General features: G+C 64.9%; 13 protein-coding genes. 9 read left to right on the forward strand and 4 right to left on the reverse strand.

Annotated features, from left to right (window positions below):
• Window positions 1–46 precede the first annotated feature (46 nt).
• Complete coding sequence (locus ACTJLD_RS14405) at window positions 47–949, forward strand: hypothetical protein (RefSeq protein WP_059697139.1); 903 nt, start codon at window positions 47–49, stop codon at window positions 947–949.
• Window positions 950–1,304: 355 nt separating this feature from the next.
• On the opposite strand, the gene ACTJLD_RS14410 is transcribed toward ACTJLD_RS14405, so the two are convergent.
• Entirely contained in the window at window positions 1,305–1,634 is a 330-nt protein-coding gene (locus ACTJLD_RS14410) for a hypothetical protein (RefSeq protein ID WP_134257607.1), read from the reverse strand.
• A 528-nt stretch (window positions 1,635–2,162) separates the two neighbouring features.
• Between ACTJLD_RS14410 and ACTJLD_RS14415 the strand changes: the two genes are divergently transcribed.
• From ACTJLD_RS14415 to ACTJLD_RS14445, 7 genes are all read left to right on the forward strand, one after another.
• Window positions 2,163–10,265: an ESPR-type extended signal peptide-containing protein gene (locus tag ACTJLD_RS14415; protein ID WP_440659151.1), complete on the forward strand. Its 8,103-nt coding sequence runs from the start codon at window positions 2,163–2,165 to the stop codon at window positions 10,263–10,265.
• Between the two features lie 124 nt (window positions 10,266–10,389).
• Window positions 10,390–11,052 carry an OmpA family protein gene (locus tag ACTJLD_RS14420; protein WP_060193982.1) on the forward strand — a complete coding sequence of 221 codons (663 nt, stop codon included), beginning with the start codon at window positions 10,390–10,392 and terminating at the stop codon, window positions 11,050–11,052.
• A 403-nt stretch (window positions 11,053–11,455) separates the two neighbouring features.
• Window positions 11,456–12,601, forward strand: a complete 1,146-nt coding sequence (locus ACTJLD_RS14425; RefSeq protein WP_048025465.1) for a DUF2827 domain-containing protein — start codon at window positions 11,456–11,458, stop codon at window positions 12,599–12,601.
• A 14-nt stretch (window positions 12,602–12,615) separates the two neighbouring features.
• Entirely contained in the window at window positions 12,616–13,770 is a 1,155-nt protein-coding gene (locus tag ACTJLD_RS14430; protein WP_027790588.1) for a DUF2827 domain-containing protein, read from the forward strand.
• A gap of 26 nt (window positions 13,771–13,796) precedes the next feature.
• Window positions 13,797–14,264, forward strand: coding sequence for a DUF4019 domain-containing protein (locus tag ACTJLD_RS14435; RefSeq protein ID WP_440659094.1), 468 nt, complete (start codon window positions 13,797–13,799; stop codon window positions 14,262–14,264).
• Between the two features lie 30 nt (window positions 14,265–14,294).
• Complete coding sequence (locus ACTJLD_RS14440; RefSeq protein ID WP_440659095.1) at window positions 14,295–15,431, forward strand: DUF2827 family protein; 1,137 nt, start codon at window positions 14,295–14,297, stop codon at window positions 15,429–15,431.
• A gap of 24 nt (window positions 15,432–15,455) precedes the next feature.
• Window positions 15,456–17,426 carry an FkbM family methyltransferase gene (locus ACTJLD_RS14445; RefSeq protein WP_440659096.1) on the forward strand — a complete coding sequence of 657 codons (1,971 nt, stop codon included), beginning with the start codon at window positions 15,456–15,458 and terminating at the stop codon, window positions 17,424–17,426.
• 98 nt (window positions 17,427–17,524) lie between these two features.
• Here the strand turns inward: ACTJLD_RS14445 and ACTJLD_RS14450 are convergent, their stop codons facing one another.
• The 3 genes from ACTJLD_RS14450 to ACTJLD_RS14460 form a co-directional block, all read right to left on the reverse strand.
• Window positions 17,525–17,947 carry a hypothetical protein gene (locus ACTJLD_RS14450; protein WP_081076071.1) on the reverse strand — a complete coding sequence of 141 codons (423 nt, stop codon included), beginning with the start codon at window positions 17,945–17,947 and terminating at the stop codon, window positions 17,525–17,527.
• 86 nt (window positions 17,948–18,033) lie between these two features.
• On the reverse strand, window positions 18,034–18,837 hold the full coding sequence (locus ACTJLD_RS14455; protein WP_027790583.1) for an EAL domain-containing protein: 804 nt from the start codon (window positions 18,835–18,837) through the stop codon (window positions 18,034–18,036).
• A gap of 785 nt (window positions 18,838–19,622) precedes the next feature.
• A complete protein-coding gene (locus ACTJLD_RS14460; RefSeq protein WP_060372458.1) occupies window positions 19,623–20,765 on the reverse strand; it encodes a DUF2827 domain-containing protein in 1,143 nt (380 codons plus the stop codon).
• A 315-nt stretch (window positions 20,766–21,080) separates the two neighbouring features.
• On the opposite strand from ACTJLD_RS14460, the gene ACTJLD_RS14465 reads away from it, so the two are divergent.
• Window positions 21,081–21,779 (forward strand): methyltransferase domain-containing protein, encoded by a 699-nt coding sequence (locus ACTJLD_RS14465; RefSeq protein ID WP_060193988.1) that lies wholly within the window; start codon window positions 21,081–21,083, stop codon window positions 21,777–21,779.
• Window positions 21,780–21,871 lie beyond the last annotated feature (92 nt).

The following is a 21,871-nucleotide window of genomic DNA, read 5'->3' on the forward strand; positions in this document are numbered from 1 at the left end:
GAAGCTATGCAAGAATCTTTCGATCCGTAATCGCACAACAATAGCCATGAGTGACACGCTGCAGGAACAGCACGCAGCCGCAGATCACGCAATGCGCAACTGGACCTTCGAGAGGCAAGGTCCGGTCCGGATCGGTTCCGATGCGCACATGCAGATGTTCTGCCGCATGCTGCTCGACACACACAACCCGTACAAGCCGGCGGTCATCGACTGGCCGGCGCTCAAGCCCGCCGAGCTCAAGCGGCTCACGTCGCTGCCGATCTGGGACATCGCGGTGCAAACCGAAGGTCGTGCATCGATCCGCGTCGCGACCTATGCGGCGACGGTCGGCGATCCGCTGCTGCGCCGCGCGCTCGAGATGGACGGCGGCGAGGAAGCGCGCCACAAGGTCGTGCTGTCGAAGCTCGTCGAGGCATACGGCATCCGGCTCGCCCCCGAGCCCCCCTACCCGGCGCCGAAGGATCCCGAGTGGTCGTGGATGGTCACGGGCTTCAGCGAATGCATCGACAGCTTCTTCGCGTTCGGCCTGTTCCGTTCCGCGCAGCGCTCCGGTTATTTCCCGCCCGAACTCGTCGACACCTTCGAGCCCGTGATCCAGGAAGAAGGCCGCCACATCCTGTTCTTCGTGAACTGGTACGCGTGGTACTGGCGCAGCCTGCCGTGGTGGCGCCGGCCCTGGTTCTTCGCGCGGGTCGCGGCCGTGTGGGTGCATTTGATCCGCGAGCGCATCGGCATCGCGCGCGGGATCGACGCCGACGGCGTCGCGCGCGACGCGAACTTCCCGGCGACGAACACCGCCGACATCGGCGAAGCGCTCAAGCCGCGCGAGCTGATCGAACTGTGTCTCGCCGAGAACGATCGGCGGATGGCCGGTTACGACAAGCGCCTGCTGCGTCCGTTGTTCGTGCCGCGTATGGCACGGCTCGCGCTGCGGTTTCTCAAGAAGTAACGCAACCGCTCCGGGCAAGGGCCCGGTTGCCCGGTCGAACATCCTGGCAACCGGGCCTCGGCCATCATCACGTCCGGGCCGGCTGCATGCCGGCCGGAGCCGGCCGGTGGCAATCGCATCGTCCGCATCCGGGCGCGCAGCAGCGCAATACGCTGTGATCGACGTATCCGTTCTGCTCCGTGCTCCGCGTCCCGTTCACACCTCGATGCGCGTTCGTCACACTTTGCATGGCGAGCCGCATCGCTCGGGCTGCCCGGCCCGCCGCCCGCTCGACGCCGCCACATCGCTACATCGCATGCGGTGTGAAACCTCACCGGCCTGCATCCACCTGCCAGATGTGGCGCCCTCGACACATTCACTCACGCCGTTTTTTCTTCGGCGCTTCGAGGCGCGCGGACAAATTGTCACACCCAGGATTTGACAATTCAGGGGCGTCGGCCAGCGGCTTTAACAACCTGCCGCCAGCACGCGCAAACCGGTAGCGGGTAATGCCTCCCGGACGGGCTCGCCTCGTCGTCAAACCCCACACGAATGTCAACATCAACGAAATAGTCAATAGGACAAATTCGAAATACGAATGACGACGGCCCTGACCATCGCCCTGTAGCACTTTTTTACAAATTCGACGCGCCATCCCGCCCGGAACGCCCGTCACACGGGCCATCGCAGCGAACGAAATGCGCATATCAGCACAGCCAGGCATTCTTAATTTTGAATTAAATTGATTTAAAGATAATCCAGCAAATCAATAATAAATCGAAAACCAAATCTCGAATTAAAAAATTAACGAGCTGGATATCCCATTATCTCAAAACACGCCGCCAAACATTACAAATTAGAAAGGAACGCCTCGCTCGCAAACGTTTGCTATTTCACTTTCCTTACTTTTGCTCCCAAAGCATCTGTAACCCACCGCACAAAACAAACATAACTCATTGATTTTTATAGATAAAATGCCGTGCATGCCGACGGAGCTCGATCCTACATTTTTCATTCTTACATCTTACAAATTCATTCCTCATTGACGCATCAAAACACGGCTTATTAACCATCTTTTAACTTTTCAAACCCGATATTTATCACTTTTTAGCAATCTGAAAAATCCTCCTCCAATAAACTCCGCCCATCAATTTTGAGATTCGCGCGAGCGCACGGAGCATTCCTCTAACAAAAGAGACCGGTGTGTGGCGTGCACATTTGGAGGTAGCAGGACATGAACCGCACATACCGCTCGATCTGGAACGAAGCCCTCGGCGCCTGGGTCGCTGCATCCGAACACGATTCGGCACGGGGCAAGCCGAACAAGTCGGCCGTCATGGTCGCAGCCGTCGCGGCCCTGGCGATCAGCCTGCCCGGGCTCGCCGAGGCCAATACGATCAACACACAGCAGACCTGCCTTACGGGAAGCAACGGCGCGGTCGGCCGCGTGAACCCGGGTGGCACGCAAAACCAGGCCGGCGACGGCTCCGGTACGTACTCGGTCGTGGCCGGGTGTAACTCCAACGGCAACGGTTTCACGGGTGTCACGGTTTATGGCGCGTTCGCACAAGCAAACGGCAACGGCGCCGTCGCCATGGGTATCCAGTCATCTGCCGCCTTGTGGGGTGTGGCAACCGGCCTTGAAACGACCGCCAGCGGCATCGGCGCGACCGCCCTCGGCTTCGGCTCGACGGCAGCCGCGCTGAACTCCGTCGCAATCGGCGGCGCGGGCGGCAACGGTACGACGCCGCTGTCGCAGGCAAACTCGACCATCGCATCGGGTGCGGGCTCGATCGCAATCGGCAGCAACGCAACGAAGGGCGCGCAGTCGGCCGCTTCGGACAGCATCGCGGTCGGCGGCCAGTCATCCGTCGCATCGGCCGCCACGTCGGGGATCGCACTCGGCCGCGGTGCGACCGTCAACGGCGCGTACGGCATCGCTCAGGGCGACGGCATCGTCTCCGGCGCAACCGGCCAGAACGTCGCGATCGGTTCGTCGGGTACGACGGCCAACAGTGGTAGCGCGAACGGCGGCGCGGTGGCAATCGGCCGCGCGCAAACGGCCAGCGGCGACGGCGCGGTCGCGCTCGGCACCAGCAACTCGGCGAACGGCACGGGCGCGGTCGCGCTCGGCAACGGCAACTCGGCGAACGGCACCGGTGCGGTTGCGCTGGGCAGTGGCAACAGCGTGACGGGGACGGGTTCGGTCGGTATCGGCAGCGGCGCCAAGGCGACCTATGCGGGTTCGAGCGCAATCGGTGCCTCGTCGTATGCGGGCGGGACTTCGGCGCCTGCCTCCGCTTTCGGGAACGGGAGTTCCGCGACGGCGAACTATGCAACCGCGATCGGCGTCAACGCCAGCGCTGCCGGCGGCGGCAGCGTTGCGCTGGGCGTGGCCACTGCGAGTGCGCTCCAGAGCGTTGCAATCGGCCAGCAATCCAATGCTTCTCAAGCCGGCAACATTTCGATCGGCTCGTTTGCGACGGCCAGCGGCAACGGCAATGCGGTCGCGATGGGCTATCAATCGACCGCTTCCGCCGGCAACGCGATGGCGCTCGGCTACCTGTCGACGGCCAACGTTGCAAACTCCGTCGCCCTTGGCAACAACTCGGCGACGATTGGTGCGGCGGACACGGCAACGGGCGGCACCGGTTCGGTCAGCTCCGCCACGATCGGTGGCCAGACGTTCGGTAACTTTGCGGGCGCAAGCGCCGCCAACGGCGTCGTCAGCGTGGGTACGGCGGGCAACGAGCGTCGCATCCAGAACGTCGCGGCAGGTCTCGTCACGTCGACCAGCACCGATGCGATCAACGGTAGCCAGCTCTACTCGGTCGCGAGCACGACGACGTCGAGCATCACGAGCCTGTCGACGTCGGCTTCGACCGGCTTGTCGTCGGCGAATAGCTCGATCACGTCGCTCTCGACCTCCACGTCGACGGGTCTGTCGTCGGCCAACAGCTCGATCGGTTCGCTGTCGACCGGTCTCTCGTCGACGAATAGCTCGGTCACGTCGCTTTCGTCCTCCACGTCGACGGGTCTCTCGTCGGCCAACAGCTCGATCGGTTCGCTCTCGACCGGTCTCTCGTCGACGAACAGCTCGGTCACTTCGCTGTCGTCCTCCACGTCGACGGGTCTGTCGTCGGCCAACAGCTCGATCGGTTCGCTCTCGACCGGCCTCTCGTCGACCAATAGCTCGGTCACTTCGCTGTCGTCCTCCACGTCGACGGGTCTGTCGTCGGCCAACAGCTCGATCGGTTCGCTCTCGACCGGCCTCTCGTCGACCAATAGCTCGGTCACTTCGCTGTCGTCCTCCACGTCGACCGGTCTGTCGTCGGCCACCAGCTCGATCGGCTCGCTCTCGACCGGCCTCTCGTCGACGAACAGCTCGGTCACTTCGCTGTCGTCCTCCACGTCGACGGGCCTCTCGTCGGCCACCAGCTCGATCGGCTCGCTCTCGACTGGCCTCTCGTCGACGAACAGCTCGGTCACCTCGCTGTCGTCCTCCACGTCGACGGGTCTGTCGTCGGCCAACAGCTCGATCGGCTCGCTGTCGACCGGCCTCTCGTCGACGAATAGCTCGGTCACTTCGCTGTCGTCCTCCACGTCGACGGGTCTGTCGTCGGCCAACAGCTCGATCGGCTCGCTCTCGACCGGCCTCTCGTCGACGAACAGCTCGGTCACCTCGCTGTCGTCCTCCACGTCGACCGGCCTGTCGTCGGCTAATAGCTCGATCACGTCCCTGTCGACTTCGACCTCGACTGGCTTGTCGTCGGCCACCAGTTCGATCGGCTCGCTCTCGACCGGCCTCTCGTCGACCAATAGCTCGGTCACCTCGCTGTCGTCCTCCACGTCGACTGGCCTGTCGTCGGCTAATAGCTCAATCACGTCCCTGTCGACTTCGACCTCGACTGGCTTGTCGTCGGCCACCAGTTCGATCGGCTCGCTCTCGACCGGCCTCTCGTCGACGAACAGCTCGGTCACTTCGCTGTCGTCCTCCACGTCGACGGGTCTCTCGTCGGCCAACAGCTCGATCACGTCGCTGTCGACTTCGACCTCGACCGGCCTGTCGTCGGCCAACAGCTCGATCGGCTCGCTCTCGACCGGCCTCTCGTCGACCAATAGCTCGGTCACTTCGCTGTCGTCCTCCACGTCGACCGGCCTGTCGTCGGCTAATAGCTCGATCACGTCCCTGTCGACCTCGACCTCGACCGGCCTCTCGTCGGCCAACAGCTCGATCGGCTCGCTGTCCACCGGCTTGAGCACGGTCTCGACGAAGACGGACAACCTCGGTAGCAGCACGGCCTCGGCACTTGGCGGTGGCTCGACGTATGACCCGACAACCGGCAAGGTCTCGGCCCCGTCGTACACCACGTACAACGCGAACGGCACGACGTCGACCGCCAACAGCGTCGGCTCGGCAATCGACAGCATCAACAGCCAGGGCATCAAGTACTTCCACGCGAACTCGACCGGCGCCGACAGCACCGCGACGGGCACCGACGCCGTCGCCATCGGCAGCGGCGCCATCGCCAGCACGAACAATTCCGTCGCGCTGGGCGCCGGCTCGAAGGCCGACACCGCGCCCGTCGACACGAGCAGCGCAACCGTCGGCGGCGTCACGTTCGGCGGATTCGCAGGCACCAAGCCGGTTGGCACCGTTAGCGTCGGCAGCGCCAACAACGAGCGGCAAATCACCAATGTCGCCGCCGGCCAGGTAACGTCGACCAGTACCGACGCGATCAACGGTAGCCAGCTTTATTCTGTCGCCCAACAGGTCGGTACCGCGACCAGTGCCATTTCGTCGCTGTCGACTTCGACCTCGACGGGTCTGTCGTCGGCCAACAGCTCGATCACTTCGCTGTCGACTTCGACGTCGACCGGTCTGTCGTCGGCCAACAGTTCGATCACGTCGCTGTCGACTTCGACGTCGACCGGTCTGTCGTCGGCCAACAGCTCGATCACCTCGCTGTCGACTTCGACGTCGACCGGTCTGTCGTCGGCCAACAGCTCGATCACCTCGCTGTCGACTTCCACGTCGACGGGTCTGTCGTCGGCTAACAGCTCGATCACGTCGCTGTCGACTTCCACGTCGACCGGCCTGTCGTCGGCTAACAGCTCGATCACGTCGCTGTCGACTTCCACGTCGACCGGCCTCTCGTCGGCTAACAGCTCGATCACGTCGCTGTCGACCTCCACGTCGACCGGCCTCTCGTCGGCGAATAGCTCGATCACGTCGCTGTCGACTTCCACGTCGACCGGCCTCTCGTCGGCTAACAGCTCGATCACGTCGCTGTCGACTTCCACGTCGACCGGCCTCTCGTCGGCTAACAGCTCGATCACGTCGTTGTCGACTTCCACGTCGACCGGCCTCTCGTCGGCCAACAGCTCGATCACGTCGTTGTCGACCTCGACCTCGACGGGTCTGTCGTCGGCTAACAGCTCCATCACCTCGCTGTCGACTTCGACGTCGACCGGTCTGTCGTCCGCGAATAGCTCGATCACGTCGTTGTCCACGTCGACCTCGACGGGTCTCTCGTCGGCCAACAGCTCGATCACGTCGCTGTCGACTTCGACCTCGACCGGATTGTCGTCGGCCAATAGCTCGATCGATTCGTTGTCGACCTCGACCTCGACGGGTTTGTCGTCGGCTAACAGCTCGATCACGTCGCTCTCGACTTCGACCTCGACGGGTCTGTCGTCGGCCAACAGCTCGATCACTTCGCTGTCGACCTCGACCTCGACGGGTCTGTCGTCGGCTAACAGCTCGATCACTTCGCTCTCGACCTCGACCTCGACCGGTCTGTCGTCCGCGAATAGCTCGATCGATTCGCTGTCGACCTCGACCTCGACGGGCCTCTCGTCGGCTAACAGCTCGATCACTTCGCTGTCGACTTCGACCTCGACCGGCCTCTCGTCGGCCAACAGCTCGATCACTTCGCTGTCGACTTCGACCTCGACGGGTCTGTCCTCGGCTAACAGCTCGATCACCTCGCTGTCCACGTCGACCTCGACCGGCCTCTCGTCGGCCAACAGCTCGATCACTTCGTTGTCGACTTCGACCTCGACGGGTCTCTCGTCGGCCAACAGCTCGATCACTTCGCTGTCGACCTCGACCTCGACGGGTCTGTCGTCGGCTAACAGCTCGATCACTTCGCTCTCGACCTCGACCTCGACCGGTCTGTCGTCGGCTAACAGCTCGATCGATTCGCTGTCGACCTCGACCTCGACGGGCCTCTCGTCGGCTAACAGCTCGATCACGTCGCTTTCGACTTCGACCTCGACCGGCCTGTCGTCGGCCAACAGCTCGATCACGTCGCTCTCGACCTCGACCTCGACCGGTCTGTCGTCGGCTAACAGCTCGATCGATTCGCTGTCGACCTCGACCTCGACGGGCCTCTCGTCGGCTAACAGCTCGATCACGTCACTTTCGACTTCGACCTCGACCGGCCTGTCGTCGGCCAACAGCTCGATCACGTCGCTTTCGACCTCGACGTCGACCGGTTTGTCGTCGGCTAACAGCTCGATCACTTCGCTGTCGACTTCGACCTCAACCGGTCTGTCGTCGGCCAACAGCTCGATCGATTCGCTGTCGACCTCGACCTCGACCGGCCTCTCGTCGGCGAACAGCTCGATCACTTCGCTGTCGACTTCGACGTCGACCGGCCTGTCGTCGGCCAACAGCTCGATCGATTCGCTGTCGACCTCGACCTCGACCGGCCTCTCGTCGGCGAACAGCTCGATCACTTCGCTGTCGACGTCGACCTCGACCGGCCTCTCCTCGGCCAACAGCTCGATCACTTCGCTGTCGACGTCGACCTCGACCGGCTTGTCGTCGGCCACCAGTTCGATCGGCTCGCTGTCGACCGGCCTCTCGTCGACCAATAGCTCGGTCACCTCGCTGTCGACCTCCACGTCGACGGGCCTCTCGTCGGCCAACAGCTCGATCACTTCGCTGTCGACTTCGACCTCGACTGGCTTGTCGTCGGCCACCAGCTCGATCGGCTCGCTTTCGACCGGCCTCTCGTCGACCAATAGCTCGGTCACCTCGCTGTCGACCTCCACGTCGACGGGCCTCTCGTCGGCCAACAGCTCGATCACGTCGCTGTCGACTTCGACCTCGACGGGCCTGTCCTCGGCGAACAGCTCGATCACCTCGCTGTCGACTTCCACCTCGACCGGCCTCTCGTCGGCGAACAGCTCGATCACGTCGCTGTCCACGTCGACCTCGACCGGCATCAGCTCGTTGTCCACCGGCCTGAGCAGCACGAACAGCTCGGTGTCGTCGCTGTCGACCTCGACCTCGACCGGCCTGTCCTCGGCGAACAGCTCGATCACCTCGCTGTCCACGTCGACCTCGACCGGCATCAGTTCGCTGTCCACTGGCCTGAGCAGCACGAACAGCTCGGTGTCGTCGCTGTCGACCTCGACCTCGACGGGCCTGTCCTCGGCGAACAGCTCGATCAGCTCGCTGTCGACCTCCACGTCGACCGGCCTCTCCTCGGCCACCAGCTCGATCACGTCGTTGTCCACGTCGACCTCGACCGGCATCAGCTCGTTGTCCACCGGCCTGAGCAGCACGGACAGCACGATCCTGTCGCTGTCCACCTCGACGTCGACCGGCATCGGCTCGCTGTCCACCGGCCTGAGCAGCACGAACAGCTCGGTGTCGTCGCTGTCGACTTCGACCTCGACCGCGATCAACGCCGCGAAGACGCACTACTACAGCGTCAACGACAACGGCACGCAGCAGGCCAACTACGACAACACGGGCGCCACCGGCACCAACGCACTCGCCGCCGGCGTGAACGCCAGCGCGGCAGGCGCGAGCAGCGTGGCAGTCGGCGACGGTTCGAACGCGCAGTCGGCAGGCGCGGTCGCGATCGGCCAGAACGCATCGGCCACGGGCGGCAAGGCCGTGTCGATCGGCTCCGGCAACACGGCAACCGGCGACGGCGCAGTCGCGATCGGCGACCCGAGCATCGCGACGGGCACCGGCGCGGTCGCACTGGGCGCGAACGACACGGCGACCGGCAACGGCGCAGTGGCGCTCGGCAACGCGAACACCGCGAACGGCGCCAGCGCACTCGCCCTCGGCAGCTCGAACCAGGCCACCGCGGACAACACGATCGCGCTGGGCAACCAGTCGACGGCCAGCGCCGTCGGTGCGCAGGCCTACGGCTCGGCTGCCAAGGCCACGGCCGCCGATGCGCTCGCCTTCGGCACGAACGCGCAAGCCAACGTCGCCAACTCGATCGCACTCGGCGCGAACTCGGTCACGGGTGCCGCAGTCGGCACGTCGAGCGCCACGATCGGCGGCGTCACGTACTTCTTCGCGGGCAGCTCGCCGGTCGGCGTGGTGAGCGTCGGCGCACCGGGTGCGGAACGCCAGATCACGAACGTCGCCGCCGGCCGGATCTCGGCCACGAGCACGGACGCGATCAACGGCAGCCAGCTCAACGCGACGAACAACGCGGTCAACGCGCTGTCGACGTCCACCGCATCGAACGTCGCATCGCTGTCGACCGGCATCAACTCGCTGTCGACGGGCCTGAGCACGACGAACAGCAACGTGGCCTCGCTGTCCACGTCGACCTCGACCGCGATCAACTCGCTGTCGACTGGCTTGAGCACAACGAACAGCAACGTCAACTCGCTGTCGACGTCGACCTCGACGGGCCTCGGTTCGCTGTCCACCGGCCTGAGCACGACGAACAGCAACGTGGCATCGCTGTCGACCGGCGTGACGAACATCAACAATCAGTTGAACCAGCTGTCGACGTCGATCAACAACAACACGACGCGCGCCGCCAACAACAACGGCATCGCGGCCGACATGAACGGCAAGGGCACCGACGTCCCGACCGTCACCGCGGGTTCGAACTCGGTGGCGATCGGTGCGAATTCGAACGACGGCGGTCGCTCGAACGTGGTGTCGGTCGGCAACGACCAGCAGCAGCGCCAGATCACGAACGTCGCGCCGGGTACGCAAGGCACCGACGCGGTGAACGTGAACCAGCTGACGCAGGTGCAGACGACGCTGTCGACGGCACTGTCGGGCCAGCAGGCGCAGATCAACTCGCTGGGTTCGCAACTGCAGCAGACCGACCAGATGGCGAAGCAGGGTATCGCGGCCGTCGGCGCGATGGCGTCGATCCCGCAGCTCGATCGCGACGCCAACTTCGGGATGGGCGTGGGCACGTCGACCTTCCTCGGCCAGAAGGCGATGGCGGTCAACATGCAGGCGCGCATTACCGAGAACCTGAAGGCGTCGATCAACGGCGGTTTCAGCGGCGGTCAGAAGGTGATCGGTGCCGGCATGCTGTACCAGTGGAAGTAACACGTCGCGCCGCCAGGCCGCCCGGCTCGCCAGCCGGACGGCCTGCGGCGGCCCCGACGGCCGGACGAGCCCGCCGCGCAACCCGTGGCGGGCTTCAGTCAACCCAAGTTTTGAGGATGTAACCGTGAACAAACTCGCTCTTGCGCTCGCACTTTCCGCAACGGCCCTCGCCGCGTGCTCGACCGCATCCGGCCCGACCTTCAGCGCCTCCGAACTGCAGCCGCGCGACGGCGTGCGCACCTTCCAGGTGGACTGCCACGGCCTGCTGTCGGGCCCGGAGACCTGCATGAAGGCCGCCCGCAAGATCTGCGGCGAAGAGCCCGTGCGCGCCGTCGACTCGGCCCGCGCGCTGCGCGACAAGTCCGATCCCGCGACGCTCGTGTTCCAGTGCGGCGCGGCGCCGGTCCAAGCGGCGCAGGCCGCCGCGCCGGCGGCAGCCGTCGTCGAACAGGTCAACCTGTCGGGCGACGCGCTGTTCGCCACCGACCACGCGACGCTCGCCCCGACCGCGCGCGAATCGCTCGACCGGTTGCTGAGCGAGCGCGCCGACCACACGTACTCGCAGGTGAGCGTCACCGGCTTTACGGATTCGGTGGGCAGCGACGACTACAATCTCGCGCTGTCGAAGCGCCGCGCCGAATCCGTCGCGGCCTATCTGAAGGCACACGGCCTGAAGACCGATTCGCTGACGGTCTCGGGTCGCGGCAAGGCCGACCCGGTCGCGTCGAACGCGACGCCCGAAGGCCGCGCCAGCAACCGCCGCGTCGAAATCCGCCTGCAGCACTGAGCGGGCCGCCGCCGCGCGCGGCGCCCCGATCCGGCCGGCCGTCAGCGCCGCGCGGGACCCGCCCCCGCTCCCCGCCGGACGCCCCGGGCGCCGCTTCGCCGGCGCCCTGCTCCCGTTGACCGGCGGCTATGTCAAAGTTCGTCACGTCCCGCCAAAACCGGCGGTTTCCGTGCCACAATCGCCGCAGACAGTCGCCGGGGCAACCTGTCCGAATCACGCGCCGTGCCAGGCGTGCCCGATGACACGCCGGAAACCGGCTGCCGCCCTCGCGAACCAGGTCGCCCGATTCGCCCGCCGCGGCGCACCGGCGCAAATGCAACCATGACAATCCACGGCGCGCCGCTTCCAGGCCAGACGCTCGACGCGATGCCCGGACGCACGACGCCGCAGAGGAAACCAACCGGTGACGGACATCAATGAAGCCGCCTCGGGCGGCACCCGCAAGCAACGGCCGGCGGTCGGCATCTCGCTGTTTGCGCGCGACGGCCAGGCGATCTGGGAAAACGGCATCCACCAGAACATCGCGTTCCTCGCGATGATGCTCAAGCGCTCGGATCGCGTCGGCCCGGTCTACTTCCTGAACGGCGGCGACGCCAACGCGCTGCCGGCCGGCCTCGAACTCGACGGCCTCGACATCCCGCTCGTGAAACCCTCCGACGTCACGCACGAACTCGACGTCGTGATCGAAATGGGCGCGCAGCTGCCGGTGGAGTGGCTCCGACACATGAAGGCGCTCGGCAAGAAAATCGCCGCGTTCTTCTGCGGGCACGTGTACGCCGGCCTGTGCGAAACCCCGATCTTCGGGAAGCCGTCGGGACACGTCTTCAACGGCGCACCGTTCGACGAAGTCTGGCTGCTGCCGCAATACGACAAGACCGCGGCGCCGATGCTGCGGACGATCCTGCGCGCGCCCGTCCACCTGATGCCGCACATCTGGTCGCCGTACTTCCTCGATCGGCGCATCGCCGCGCTCGCCGCGGAAGGCGCGACGTTCGGCTATCGGCCCGGCCGCCGCCCGTGGTACCTCGCGATGCTCGAGCCGAACATCTCGGTCGCCAAGTCCTGCCACTATCCGATGCTCGCGTGCGACGCGTTCTACCGTGCGCGTCCGGACGCGGTTCAGCACATGTTCGTCGTGAACTCGTTGCACATGAAGGAGCATCCGACCTTCGTGCACTTCGCGAACAGCCTCGATCTCGTGCGCCAGCACAAGGCGACCTTCGAGCCGCGCCTCGACCTGCCGGGCTTCATGGCGCGCCACGCGGATGCAGTCGTGTCGCACCACTGGGAAAACGGGCAGAACTATCTGTATTACGACGTGCTGTACGGCGGTTATCCGCTGATCCACAACTCGACGCTGATCGGCGACGCCGGTTATTACTACCCGGACTTCGATTCCGCCGCGGGCGGCCGTGCGCTGCTCGACGCGTGGCTGCATCACGACGAACGTCTCGACGACTACCGCGCGAAGGCCGGCCGGCTGCTGCAGTCGGTCTCGATCGACAACCCCGCGAACCTCGACGCGTTCGTCTCGCGTCTGGTCGCCTGAACCGGAGAATACGCATGTCGGACTCCAATGCCCGTCAAGCGCCCGGCGAGGGCAAGCGTCTCGTCGTCGGCGTGTCGCTGTTCGTGCGCGGCGCCGGCCAGTCGCTGTGGGAAAACGGCATTTTCCAGAACTGCCTGCTGCTGATCCTGCTGCTGCGCCAGTCGCCGCTCGTCGCGGAAGCCGTGATGGTGAACGGCGGCGAACAGGTCGCCGATCCGCAGATGATGCTCGGCGAATGGGACGTGCCGCTCCTGTCGATGGACGAAGCACTGCAGCGCTGCGACGTGCTGATCGAAATGAGCGCGCAGTTCGGCGCGGATTACCTGCGCGCATTCCGCGAGCGCGGCGGCAAGGTCGTCACGATGCGGGTCGGCAACGACTACGTGATCGACATCGAGCGCGCGATGTTCAACAAGCCGTCGGGTTTCCTGTTCTCGGGCGCGCCGTACGATGCCGTGTGGACGATTCCCGAATTCGAGCGCTCGTGCCTGCACTATTACCAGACGGGCCTGCGCGCGCCCGTCACGATCGTTCCGCACATCTGGCACCCGATGCTGTTCGACAAGGCGCGCGCGACGCTCGGTGCCGGGCTGTCGTTCGGCTATGAACCCGGCAAGCCGCGCTGGCGCGTGACGATGTTCGAGCCGAACATCTGCATGGTGAAGACGAGCGTCATCCCGATGCTGGTGACCGAGGAGGCGTATCGCGCGAAGCCCGATTTCCTCGAGTTCGTGCGCGTATGCAACACGCTGCACCTGAAGGAACATGCGACGTTCGTCCATTTCGCGAAGAGCCTCGACATCGTGAACCACGGAGTCACGACGTTCGAGAGCCGCTACGCGGTGTACGAGTTCATGGCCGCATTCGGCGACGCGGTGGTGTCGCACACGTGGGAAAACGCGCAGAACTACCTGTACTACGAGCTGCTGTACGGCGACTACCCGCTGATCCACAACTCGCCGTTCCTCGGCAAGGCCGGGTATTTCTATCCGGACTTCGACTGCCAGGCCGGCGGCCGTGCGTTGCTGAAGGCGTTCGCCGAGCACGACGCGAACCTGGAAGCGTACCGCGAGCAGTCGAAGCACGTGCTCAGCTCCGTGAGCATCTACAACCCCGAGAACGTCGCCGCCTACACGGACGCGATCGCCACCCTCTATCGCGACGCGTGACGCACCGCCCTTTTCCGGACTCGGACATGACCGCACGCACGTCCCTCACCCGCGCCAAATGGCTGATCGGCTGCGCCGTCGCATCGATCGCGATCGGCGCGCATGCGCAAGCCGACGGCGAATCGGCCGACGCGCTGCTCCGCGACTCGGACGCCGTGTTCAAGCAGCTCGACGCCGGCCAGTACAACGCCGTGTGGACCGATGCCGCCGCGTTCGTGAAGGCGCGCATCAAGCAGGACCAGTTCGCGTCGGACATGCAGCGCGCGCGCCAGTCGGTCGGCGCGGTGCGTCATCGCGGCTGGGCGCAGATCACGCGCATCCGCTACACCAACGCGTCGACGACACCCGACGGGCTCTACGCGAACGTCGATTACGCGACGACGCTGATGAGCGGCGCGACCATGTTCGAGAAGCTGAGCTTTCGCCGCGAGGATGACGGCCACTGGCGCCTGACCGGCTATGTGCCGCGCTCGTCGCAAAACTACACGTCGTAACCCGCGCAACGCCCGCACCACGGAGCCGTCATGAAACTCAATGTCGCGATAACGATGAACGTGCAGCGCGACTCGACGCAGTCGATCTGGTACAACGGCGCGAACCAGCACTGCGTGTACCTGTACATGCTGCTGAAGCAGTCGCCGCTGATCGGCGAGGTCTGGCTCGCGCACGACGAAGGCGTGACCGAGTATCCGCAGGCGCTGATGATGGACGCGTTCGGCGACGCGCTGCGGCCGCTGTCTGCCGTCGTCCACCAGACCGACCTGCTGATCGAGATGAACGCGTTCGTCGACTCGACGCACACCGACGCCGTGCGCCGACGCGGCGGCAAGTGCGTGTCGTACCGCTTCGGCAACGACTACGTGATCGCCGTCGAGACGATCAACTTCGAGAAGAACTCGTGGCGGCCGAACCCGCACCGCGTGCAGTTCGACGAGATCTGGACCAACCCGCAGCACATGCACACGTGCGCCGCGTATTTCCAGGCCGTGTACCGCGCGCCGGTGATCGAGCTGCCGCACATCTGGTCGCCGTATTTCATCGAGCGCAGCCTCGACGCCGATCCTGAGCTGAAGGCGCGCTTCGGTTATCGGAACCACGGCCCCGCGAAACGCATCGCGTTCTTCGAGCCGAACCTGAACGTCGTGAAAAGCTCGATCGTGCCGATGCTCGCCGCCAACGCGTGCTACGTCGAGCATCCGGAACTCGTCGAGCACGTGTACATGACCAACACGTTCGACAAGAAGGAAAACGTCGCCTTCAAGCATCTCGCGCTCGGGCTCGAGATGGTGCGCGACGGCAAGGCGACCGCCGACGTGCGCGCGCCGTTCGTCGCGTGGGCCGCGCATCACACCGACATCGTCGTGTCCCACCACTGGGAAAACGGCCTCAACTACCTGCTGTACGACGCGCTGTACGGCAACTACCCGCTCGTGCACAACTCGCCGTTCCTGCGCGACGTCGGCTATTACTATCCGGATTTCGAGATCTTCGACGCCGCGCGTGCGATCGCGACCGCCGCGCAGACGCACGACACGCGGCTCGACGAATACGCCGCCGCGGCACGCCGCTGCCTGCACCAGGTCGACACGCTCGCCGCGCACAACGTCCAAGCGTATTCCGCGCAGATCCAGCACCTGTTCGCCGGCCGCGCACTCGGCTGACCTCATTCGCCCCCGCTACCGCCCATGAATCAGACCGTCCGCAATTTCGTCGTGATCGATTCGATTCACGGTCCGTTCGTCATCAACCGGCACTGCGCGTACCAGGCCGAAGCATTGATCAAGACCGGGCGGCCGCACATCCAGGATGAGCTCGACACGATCCTGAAGGTGATCGACCAGTTGCCGGACGATGCGATCGCCGTGGACGGCGGCGCGAATGCGGGGCTCGTGTGCGTGCCGATCGCCCACCGGTTGCATGCGCGCGGCGGCCGCGTGTACGCGTTCGAGCCGCAGCGCACGCTGTTCCATGCGCTCGGCGGCACGGTCGCGCTCAACCAGCTCGACAACGTCCATCTGCTGAACATGGGGCTCGCCGGCGCCAACGGCACGATGAAGGTGCCCGACGTCGACTACGGGCAGGATGCCGACTTCGGCCAGGTGTCGCTCGTCGGCGCGCACGCGGAAGGCGGCACGCCGACGCCGGTCGTCAGGCTCGACGCGCTCGGCCTGCCGCGGCTGGATTTCCTGAAGCTCGACATCGAAGGCATGGAGATCGACGCGCTGCGCGGCGCGCGCCGTCTGATCGAGACGCACCTGCCCTGGTGCTGGGTCGAATACTGGAAAGTCGGCGAGGCGCCGATCATCGCCACCTTTGCCGGCCTCGACTACACGTTCTACCGGATGGACCCGCTGAACCTGCTTTGCGTGCCGAACGCGCGCTGGGACAGGCAGCGGCTGGTCATCTCGATCGAACCGATCGCCGTCGCGTCGCCGGCCGACGTCGATGCGCCCCCCGACGCAGCCGCCGACACCGACGCGCCTGAAACGCACTGGAACCGCGCACTCGACCATGAGTCGCGCTGCGAGTGGGGGCACGCGATCGACCGCTGGCAACGCGCGCGCGGCCGCGGGCTCGACGACGATGCGATCGCGCTGCAACTCGCGTCGTGCTACGGCTTTGCCGGGGCACCCGACGCCGGGCTCGCGGCGCTCGAACGCTTCGGCGATCCGGATGCGCTGCCCGACGCGACGCGCGGCCGCATCGAGCTGATGCGTTCGATGCTGCTGCTGCGCGCCGGCCGGCGCGACGAAGCGGCCTGCGCCACCATCGCGAGCGAAAACGTCCTGACGGCCGCGCAGTTCGGGCTGCCGACGGAGCGGCTCTACCAGGGCCAGCCGCTGCAGGGCAAGCGGCTGCTGGTGCTCAGCTACGGCGGTGTCGGCGATCAGCTCCAGTACGCACGCTACTTGCATGCGCTCGACACGCTCGGCTGCACGAGCGTGACCGTCGTCGTTCCGGACGCGCTGACGGGCCTGATGCGTCACACGTTCCCGCACATCGAATTCATCGGCGCGCACGGCGCGTGGATCGACACGTCGCAGATCGCACACGACTACTGGTGTTCGTTCCTGGTGCTCGCCGCGCAGTTCGGCTATGCGCCGGTACCCAAGGGAGGATCGGCGGGCGCGTACCTGTCCTGCCCGCCCGGGCATGCGGCCGCGTGGCGCGAGCGCGTGTCGCGCGACGGCCATGCCGCCGGCACGCGTCGCATCGGGCTCAACTGGCGCGGGCGCGACGAAAGCGACGCGCGCTTCCATCGCGCGGCCAGCCTGCGCGACCTCGCACCGCTGACGCGGCTGCACGGTCACGCCGCGTACTGCATCAACCGCGACCTGTCCGCGCAGTCCGAGCAATCGGACCTGCCGGTGACCTTCCCGCATCACGCGATCGGCGATTTCAGCGACCTGGCGGCGCTGATGCTCGCGCTCGACGCGGTGGTGACCACCTGCACCGCGCACGTCCATCTCGCCGGCGCGCTCGGCGTGCCGGCCGTGCTGCTGCTCAGCCCGAAAGCCGACGCGCGCTGGGAAACCGGCTCGCGCACCGCCCTCTATCCGGGCGTCCGGATCGTGCGCGCCGCGCACGTCGGCCGATGGGACGACGCGGTCGACCGCGCGATGGCGTTCGTGCTCGGCGGATTCGGGAAGGATTGACCGGTTTGGCGCGCGTCCGGGCCGTTACGCGACGATGAGATCGACGCGGGCCGCGCGCATCGCGCCGCGCCGGCGCCCGCGACCGGCGTGAACAGGCGCTAGACCAGCACCCGGTCGCCGCTCTGCGCGGCGAACACACGGCCATGCCGCCGGCCCGTCCGCGCGAGCACCGCGAAGCAGTGCGCGACCCGCCGGCTGATGCCGCCGGATTGCTTGACGAGGCTGTCGGACACGCCGCGCGCGATCGCCGAATCGTCGCCGCACGCGCCCGCGATGACACCCGCGTAATAGTGGCGCGCGGCCAGTTCGCGGCCGCCGGCGTCGAGCGGCGTCATCCGCTGGATGCGGCGCGCAATGGTTTTCAGTCCGTCGAGATACGGCGCGACGTCGATCGGCACTTCGGTCGATTCGGCGCCCAGCTGCCACAGCATGTCGGCCAGCTCGGCGATCGCGACGAGTTCGCGCGCACCGGCTGCCTGCGTGCCCGTTCCGCTTCCGGCCTTCGTCCCCGCCATGCCCATGCCCCTTTGCGATTCGTCCCGGCCACGCGCCGGCCACGCCCGACACCGGCGTGCGTCGTGCACGCCACCCACCGGTTTCCGCGCCGTCACGCGGCGGCCGGCGACCGCCATGAAAAACGGATGCCCTGCGCCCAGGCGACGCCGGCATCCACGATGATCTGCCGGTCGATCTCGCTCTCCACGCCTTCGACGACGACGTGCCGCGCACCTTCATGCGCGAACGCGATCAGCCTGCGGAACTGGTAGCGGCCGATCGCGTTGCGCTTGATCATCGACAGGATCGACCGGTCAAGCTTCACGATGTCGGGATTGCCGACCACCAGGTTGTTCAATGCGCTGAAGCCAACCCCGAAATCGTCGATCGCGATGCGGCATCCGGTCTGCCGAAAGCGGTTCACGAACGAACGACCCGCGACGGGATTCAGCGGCCCCGTCTCCGTGATCTCGACCACCAGCCGCGCCGCGACCGACGGCTCGCGCTCGAGCCGCCTGAAGATGGCCAGCCACGCATCGTCGACGACCGCGCTCGCCGCCGCCACATTGCAGCCGTAGACGGCAGCCGGATCGGCGCGCAGCGCGTCGATCGTCCGGCCGACCACGAGCCGGTCGAACCACCGCATCAGCCCGAGCGCCTCGAGGCGCGGCAGGAACGCGACCGGCGGCAGCGCATCGCGCTCGCCCCACCGCAATCGCGCCAGGCATTCCTGGTACAGCACACCGCCCGACAGGTCGGCCCGGCACACGGGCTCTTGCGCGAACGCGAGCCGGCTCTCCACGAAACTGCGTACCGACGCGAGGTCGGGATGATCGTCGGGGGCGCCGAACACGAGATCGATTTCGTCACGATTCGCTTCCCGATTCGCCTCCTGGCGAGCTTCGACCGCATTCATCCGGCGCTCCGGCAAATGGCGAGCCGCCGATCGCGGCTCGACCTCAACAAACATGCGGAGCAAACCGATCATGACGTGCTCCGCCGCCTACCCGGCCCATCCTGTTATGTCGATCTTTTCCGGGGAGCGTACTTTTCGCTTCGGCGCGCCGTCAAATTCGATATTTTCAACGATATTCAGTTACTGGAATACACCACGCATGCGCGATACCGATTGTGCGACAGGTCACACTAACGCAAATTACTTAAACCCGATCCGGATATTGTTTATTCAAACCACCTAAACATCCTTGCCCGAATCAATTCTCGCGTAATTTGCATGCCTCGCAAATTCGAAAGCCTTCAATTAATCAGATAAATGCCGGCCCGCGAGGCAGCGCCCTCGCCCGTCGCCGAACTCGCCGTGAAGGCTGGCGGCCCGGCTTGCGCATCGCAGCAAATCGGCTGCCGCACGTCATTCGATCATCGCAGCGCTCAATTTTCCCGTTTCAAACGAATTATTAAATTTCTAAACAGAATCGAACAACCGTTAATCGATAATATCAATTTAAATCATATGACGATTATCGATCAAACCATTTTTAACAATCTTAAATACTTGTTAACCTATAAAATGATTTCCGACGGACTTCCCTCGGAGCCGTCAAATTCGTGCCTTCGAAAACCGTCGAACCGATCGGGTTCGGCGGTTTCTTTTTTAACGGCATTATTTCGTCAGACATTAGGGCGGGACAATCCCGATGGCGGGCCGCGGCGCAACGTGTGCGCCGCGAGAAAAATCGGGCCTTACGCGGCCGATGCGCCGACCAGGTTCGCGAGCAGGGTGTCGTATTCGGCAATGAGCGCGGGATTCGCCGACGTATAGCGGCTCAGGATGTCGCGCTGGCGCCGCGTGTACGCCTCCCAGTCGTCATCGTGCGTATGCAGCGCGCGCAGCAGCGCATCGGCGCCCTGCTGCACGTCGTTGTCCGGATAGTAGTAGCCGAGATCGGGCGCGAGGCTCGCGTTGTGCACGAGCGGATAGCCCTGCCAGCACACGTCGAAATAGAAATAGTTGAGCGGGTTCGACCATTGGTGCGACACGACGATATCGGTCAGGTCGGCCAGGAACAGCGGCGTATCGAAGCGCCCGACGAAACTCGCCTTGCCCGCGCGCACAATGTCCAGGTAGTTCATCAGCATCACGAATTCGGGGCTGTCGTGCGCGAGGCGATCGGCGTTCGTCACGTGCGTGAAGCAGATCGCATCCGGATCGCGGCGATACGCTTCGTCGATGATCAGCATCGGATACACGCAGAACTTCACGACGTCGTGGTTCGGCTCCATCACCGTCAGCCGCTTGCCCGGCTCGCTGCGCGGCCGGTATTCGCCGTGCTCCGGCAGCGACTGCGCGCGCGCGCTCAGGAACATCGGGTCCCACACGAACGGCACGACGCGCCCGGGGCAGCGGCGCAGCGACTGCAGGAACGGCAGCGACGACGGCGCGATCTGCGGAATCGCCCACACCTCGTCGTAGCCGCGGTTGATGAACAGCGAATCCCACAGCCTGCGGCCGAACAGCATCGATTCCATCGCGTTGATGTACTCGACACCGCAGCAGTAACTGACGAGCTTCGCGCCGCGCGCCTTCAGGTAGGCCGTCTGCTCGCCGTCGATCTGCCCGCCCAGCTCGATCACCACGTCGAGCGCATCCTTCATCTCGGCGAATGCGCGCGTGTCGTACACGCTGCGATCCCACGGCAATGCATCGGTGAGCGGTACGTCGGTGGTGTTGACCAGCGTCACGCGGTAGCCGTGCGGCGACGCCATCAGCAGCTTCGCGAGAAACAGCGCGTTCTGCTTGATGCCGTTGATCCACAGGCTTTCGTCAGGGGCACGCAGTCCGATCGTGATACCGATGCGCAGGCCGTTCAGGACAGGGGATGTCATCGTCGGCGGGATGGGAAGTTGGATGGGGATGGAATGGATGCAGTGTAGCGCGCGAAGCGCCGCCCGCGTCAAGCGGCGCACGCCGCCGGCAACCCGGCATTCTAGCGGAGTGCCCGCCGCATACTGTCAGGGATGGTCAGCGCCGGGCAGGCACGCGCAAGTCCGCGAGACGGTTGTGCGATACTCGTGCGACCCGCCGCGCCACCCGGGTTGCCGCACGGTGTCGGCATCCAGGGTGGACAGAAAACGACCTCGCAGCAACGCTGTGACATCGCTACGATCAATTTTTCAAACCAGCCTTGACGGGAGATCAAAGTGGAACAGATCGGGTATTCGTGGCCAACCTTCGATCAACTCACGCAGCATCTGGTCAAGTCGATCAACCCGGGCAGGATTCTGGATGTCGGGGCCGGGGGCGGGAAATACGGGCGCCTGCTCAGGAAGATCGTGCCCGATTGCCGTTTCACGGCGCTGGAATGTGATGAAGAGACCCATCCGTTCCTGATCGAGAACGGCTACGACGACATCATTTCCGGCGTCAGCGACACGCTGTACGAACGGTCCGGCGACTCGTACGACACGATCATCCTGGGCGATGTCATCGAGCACATGCGCCACTCCCACGGTCGCGATCTACTGGAGTTTCTCAACTATCGATCGCGATACATCATCATCTCGACCCCCGAATGCATGCCGATGAGCAGCGCATCGTACTTCGAGAGCCACAACTCCGTGTGGCGGCCCGATTCATTCATGTGGCATGACTTCTGGGCCCATCAGCAATGCGGGATCATGCACTTCTACTTGCTCAGGGGGCACCTCGACTGGAACGCACCGCGCCTCGATTCTCTCGTGAACTCCGCAAATGCTTCGAGCCTGTTCAATACGCGCGCCAGCAACGAACACGAGGCCGCCGACGAGAAATTTCTCCAGCCGGTCAACCTGACGCTCCATGATTCCCGGTACCTGGAAAAACTCGATGGCGATCAATACGCAGTTTTTCGCCCCATCTGATTTTGTGTACCTGACTGAAAAAGGCGCCGCGCGGCGCCTTTTTCGTTTCTGACATGCGCTCGTCGCGTGCCGGCGCGGAGCCGGCACGCATG

The organism is Burkholderia sp. 22088 (assembly GCF_052045915.1).
In the GTDB taxonomy this organism is placed as follows: Bacteria; Pseudomonadota; Gammaproteobacteria; order Burkholderiales; family Burkholderiaceae; genus Burkholderia; species Burkholderia cepacia.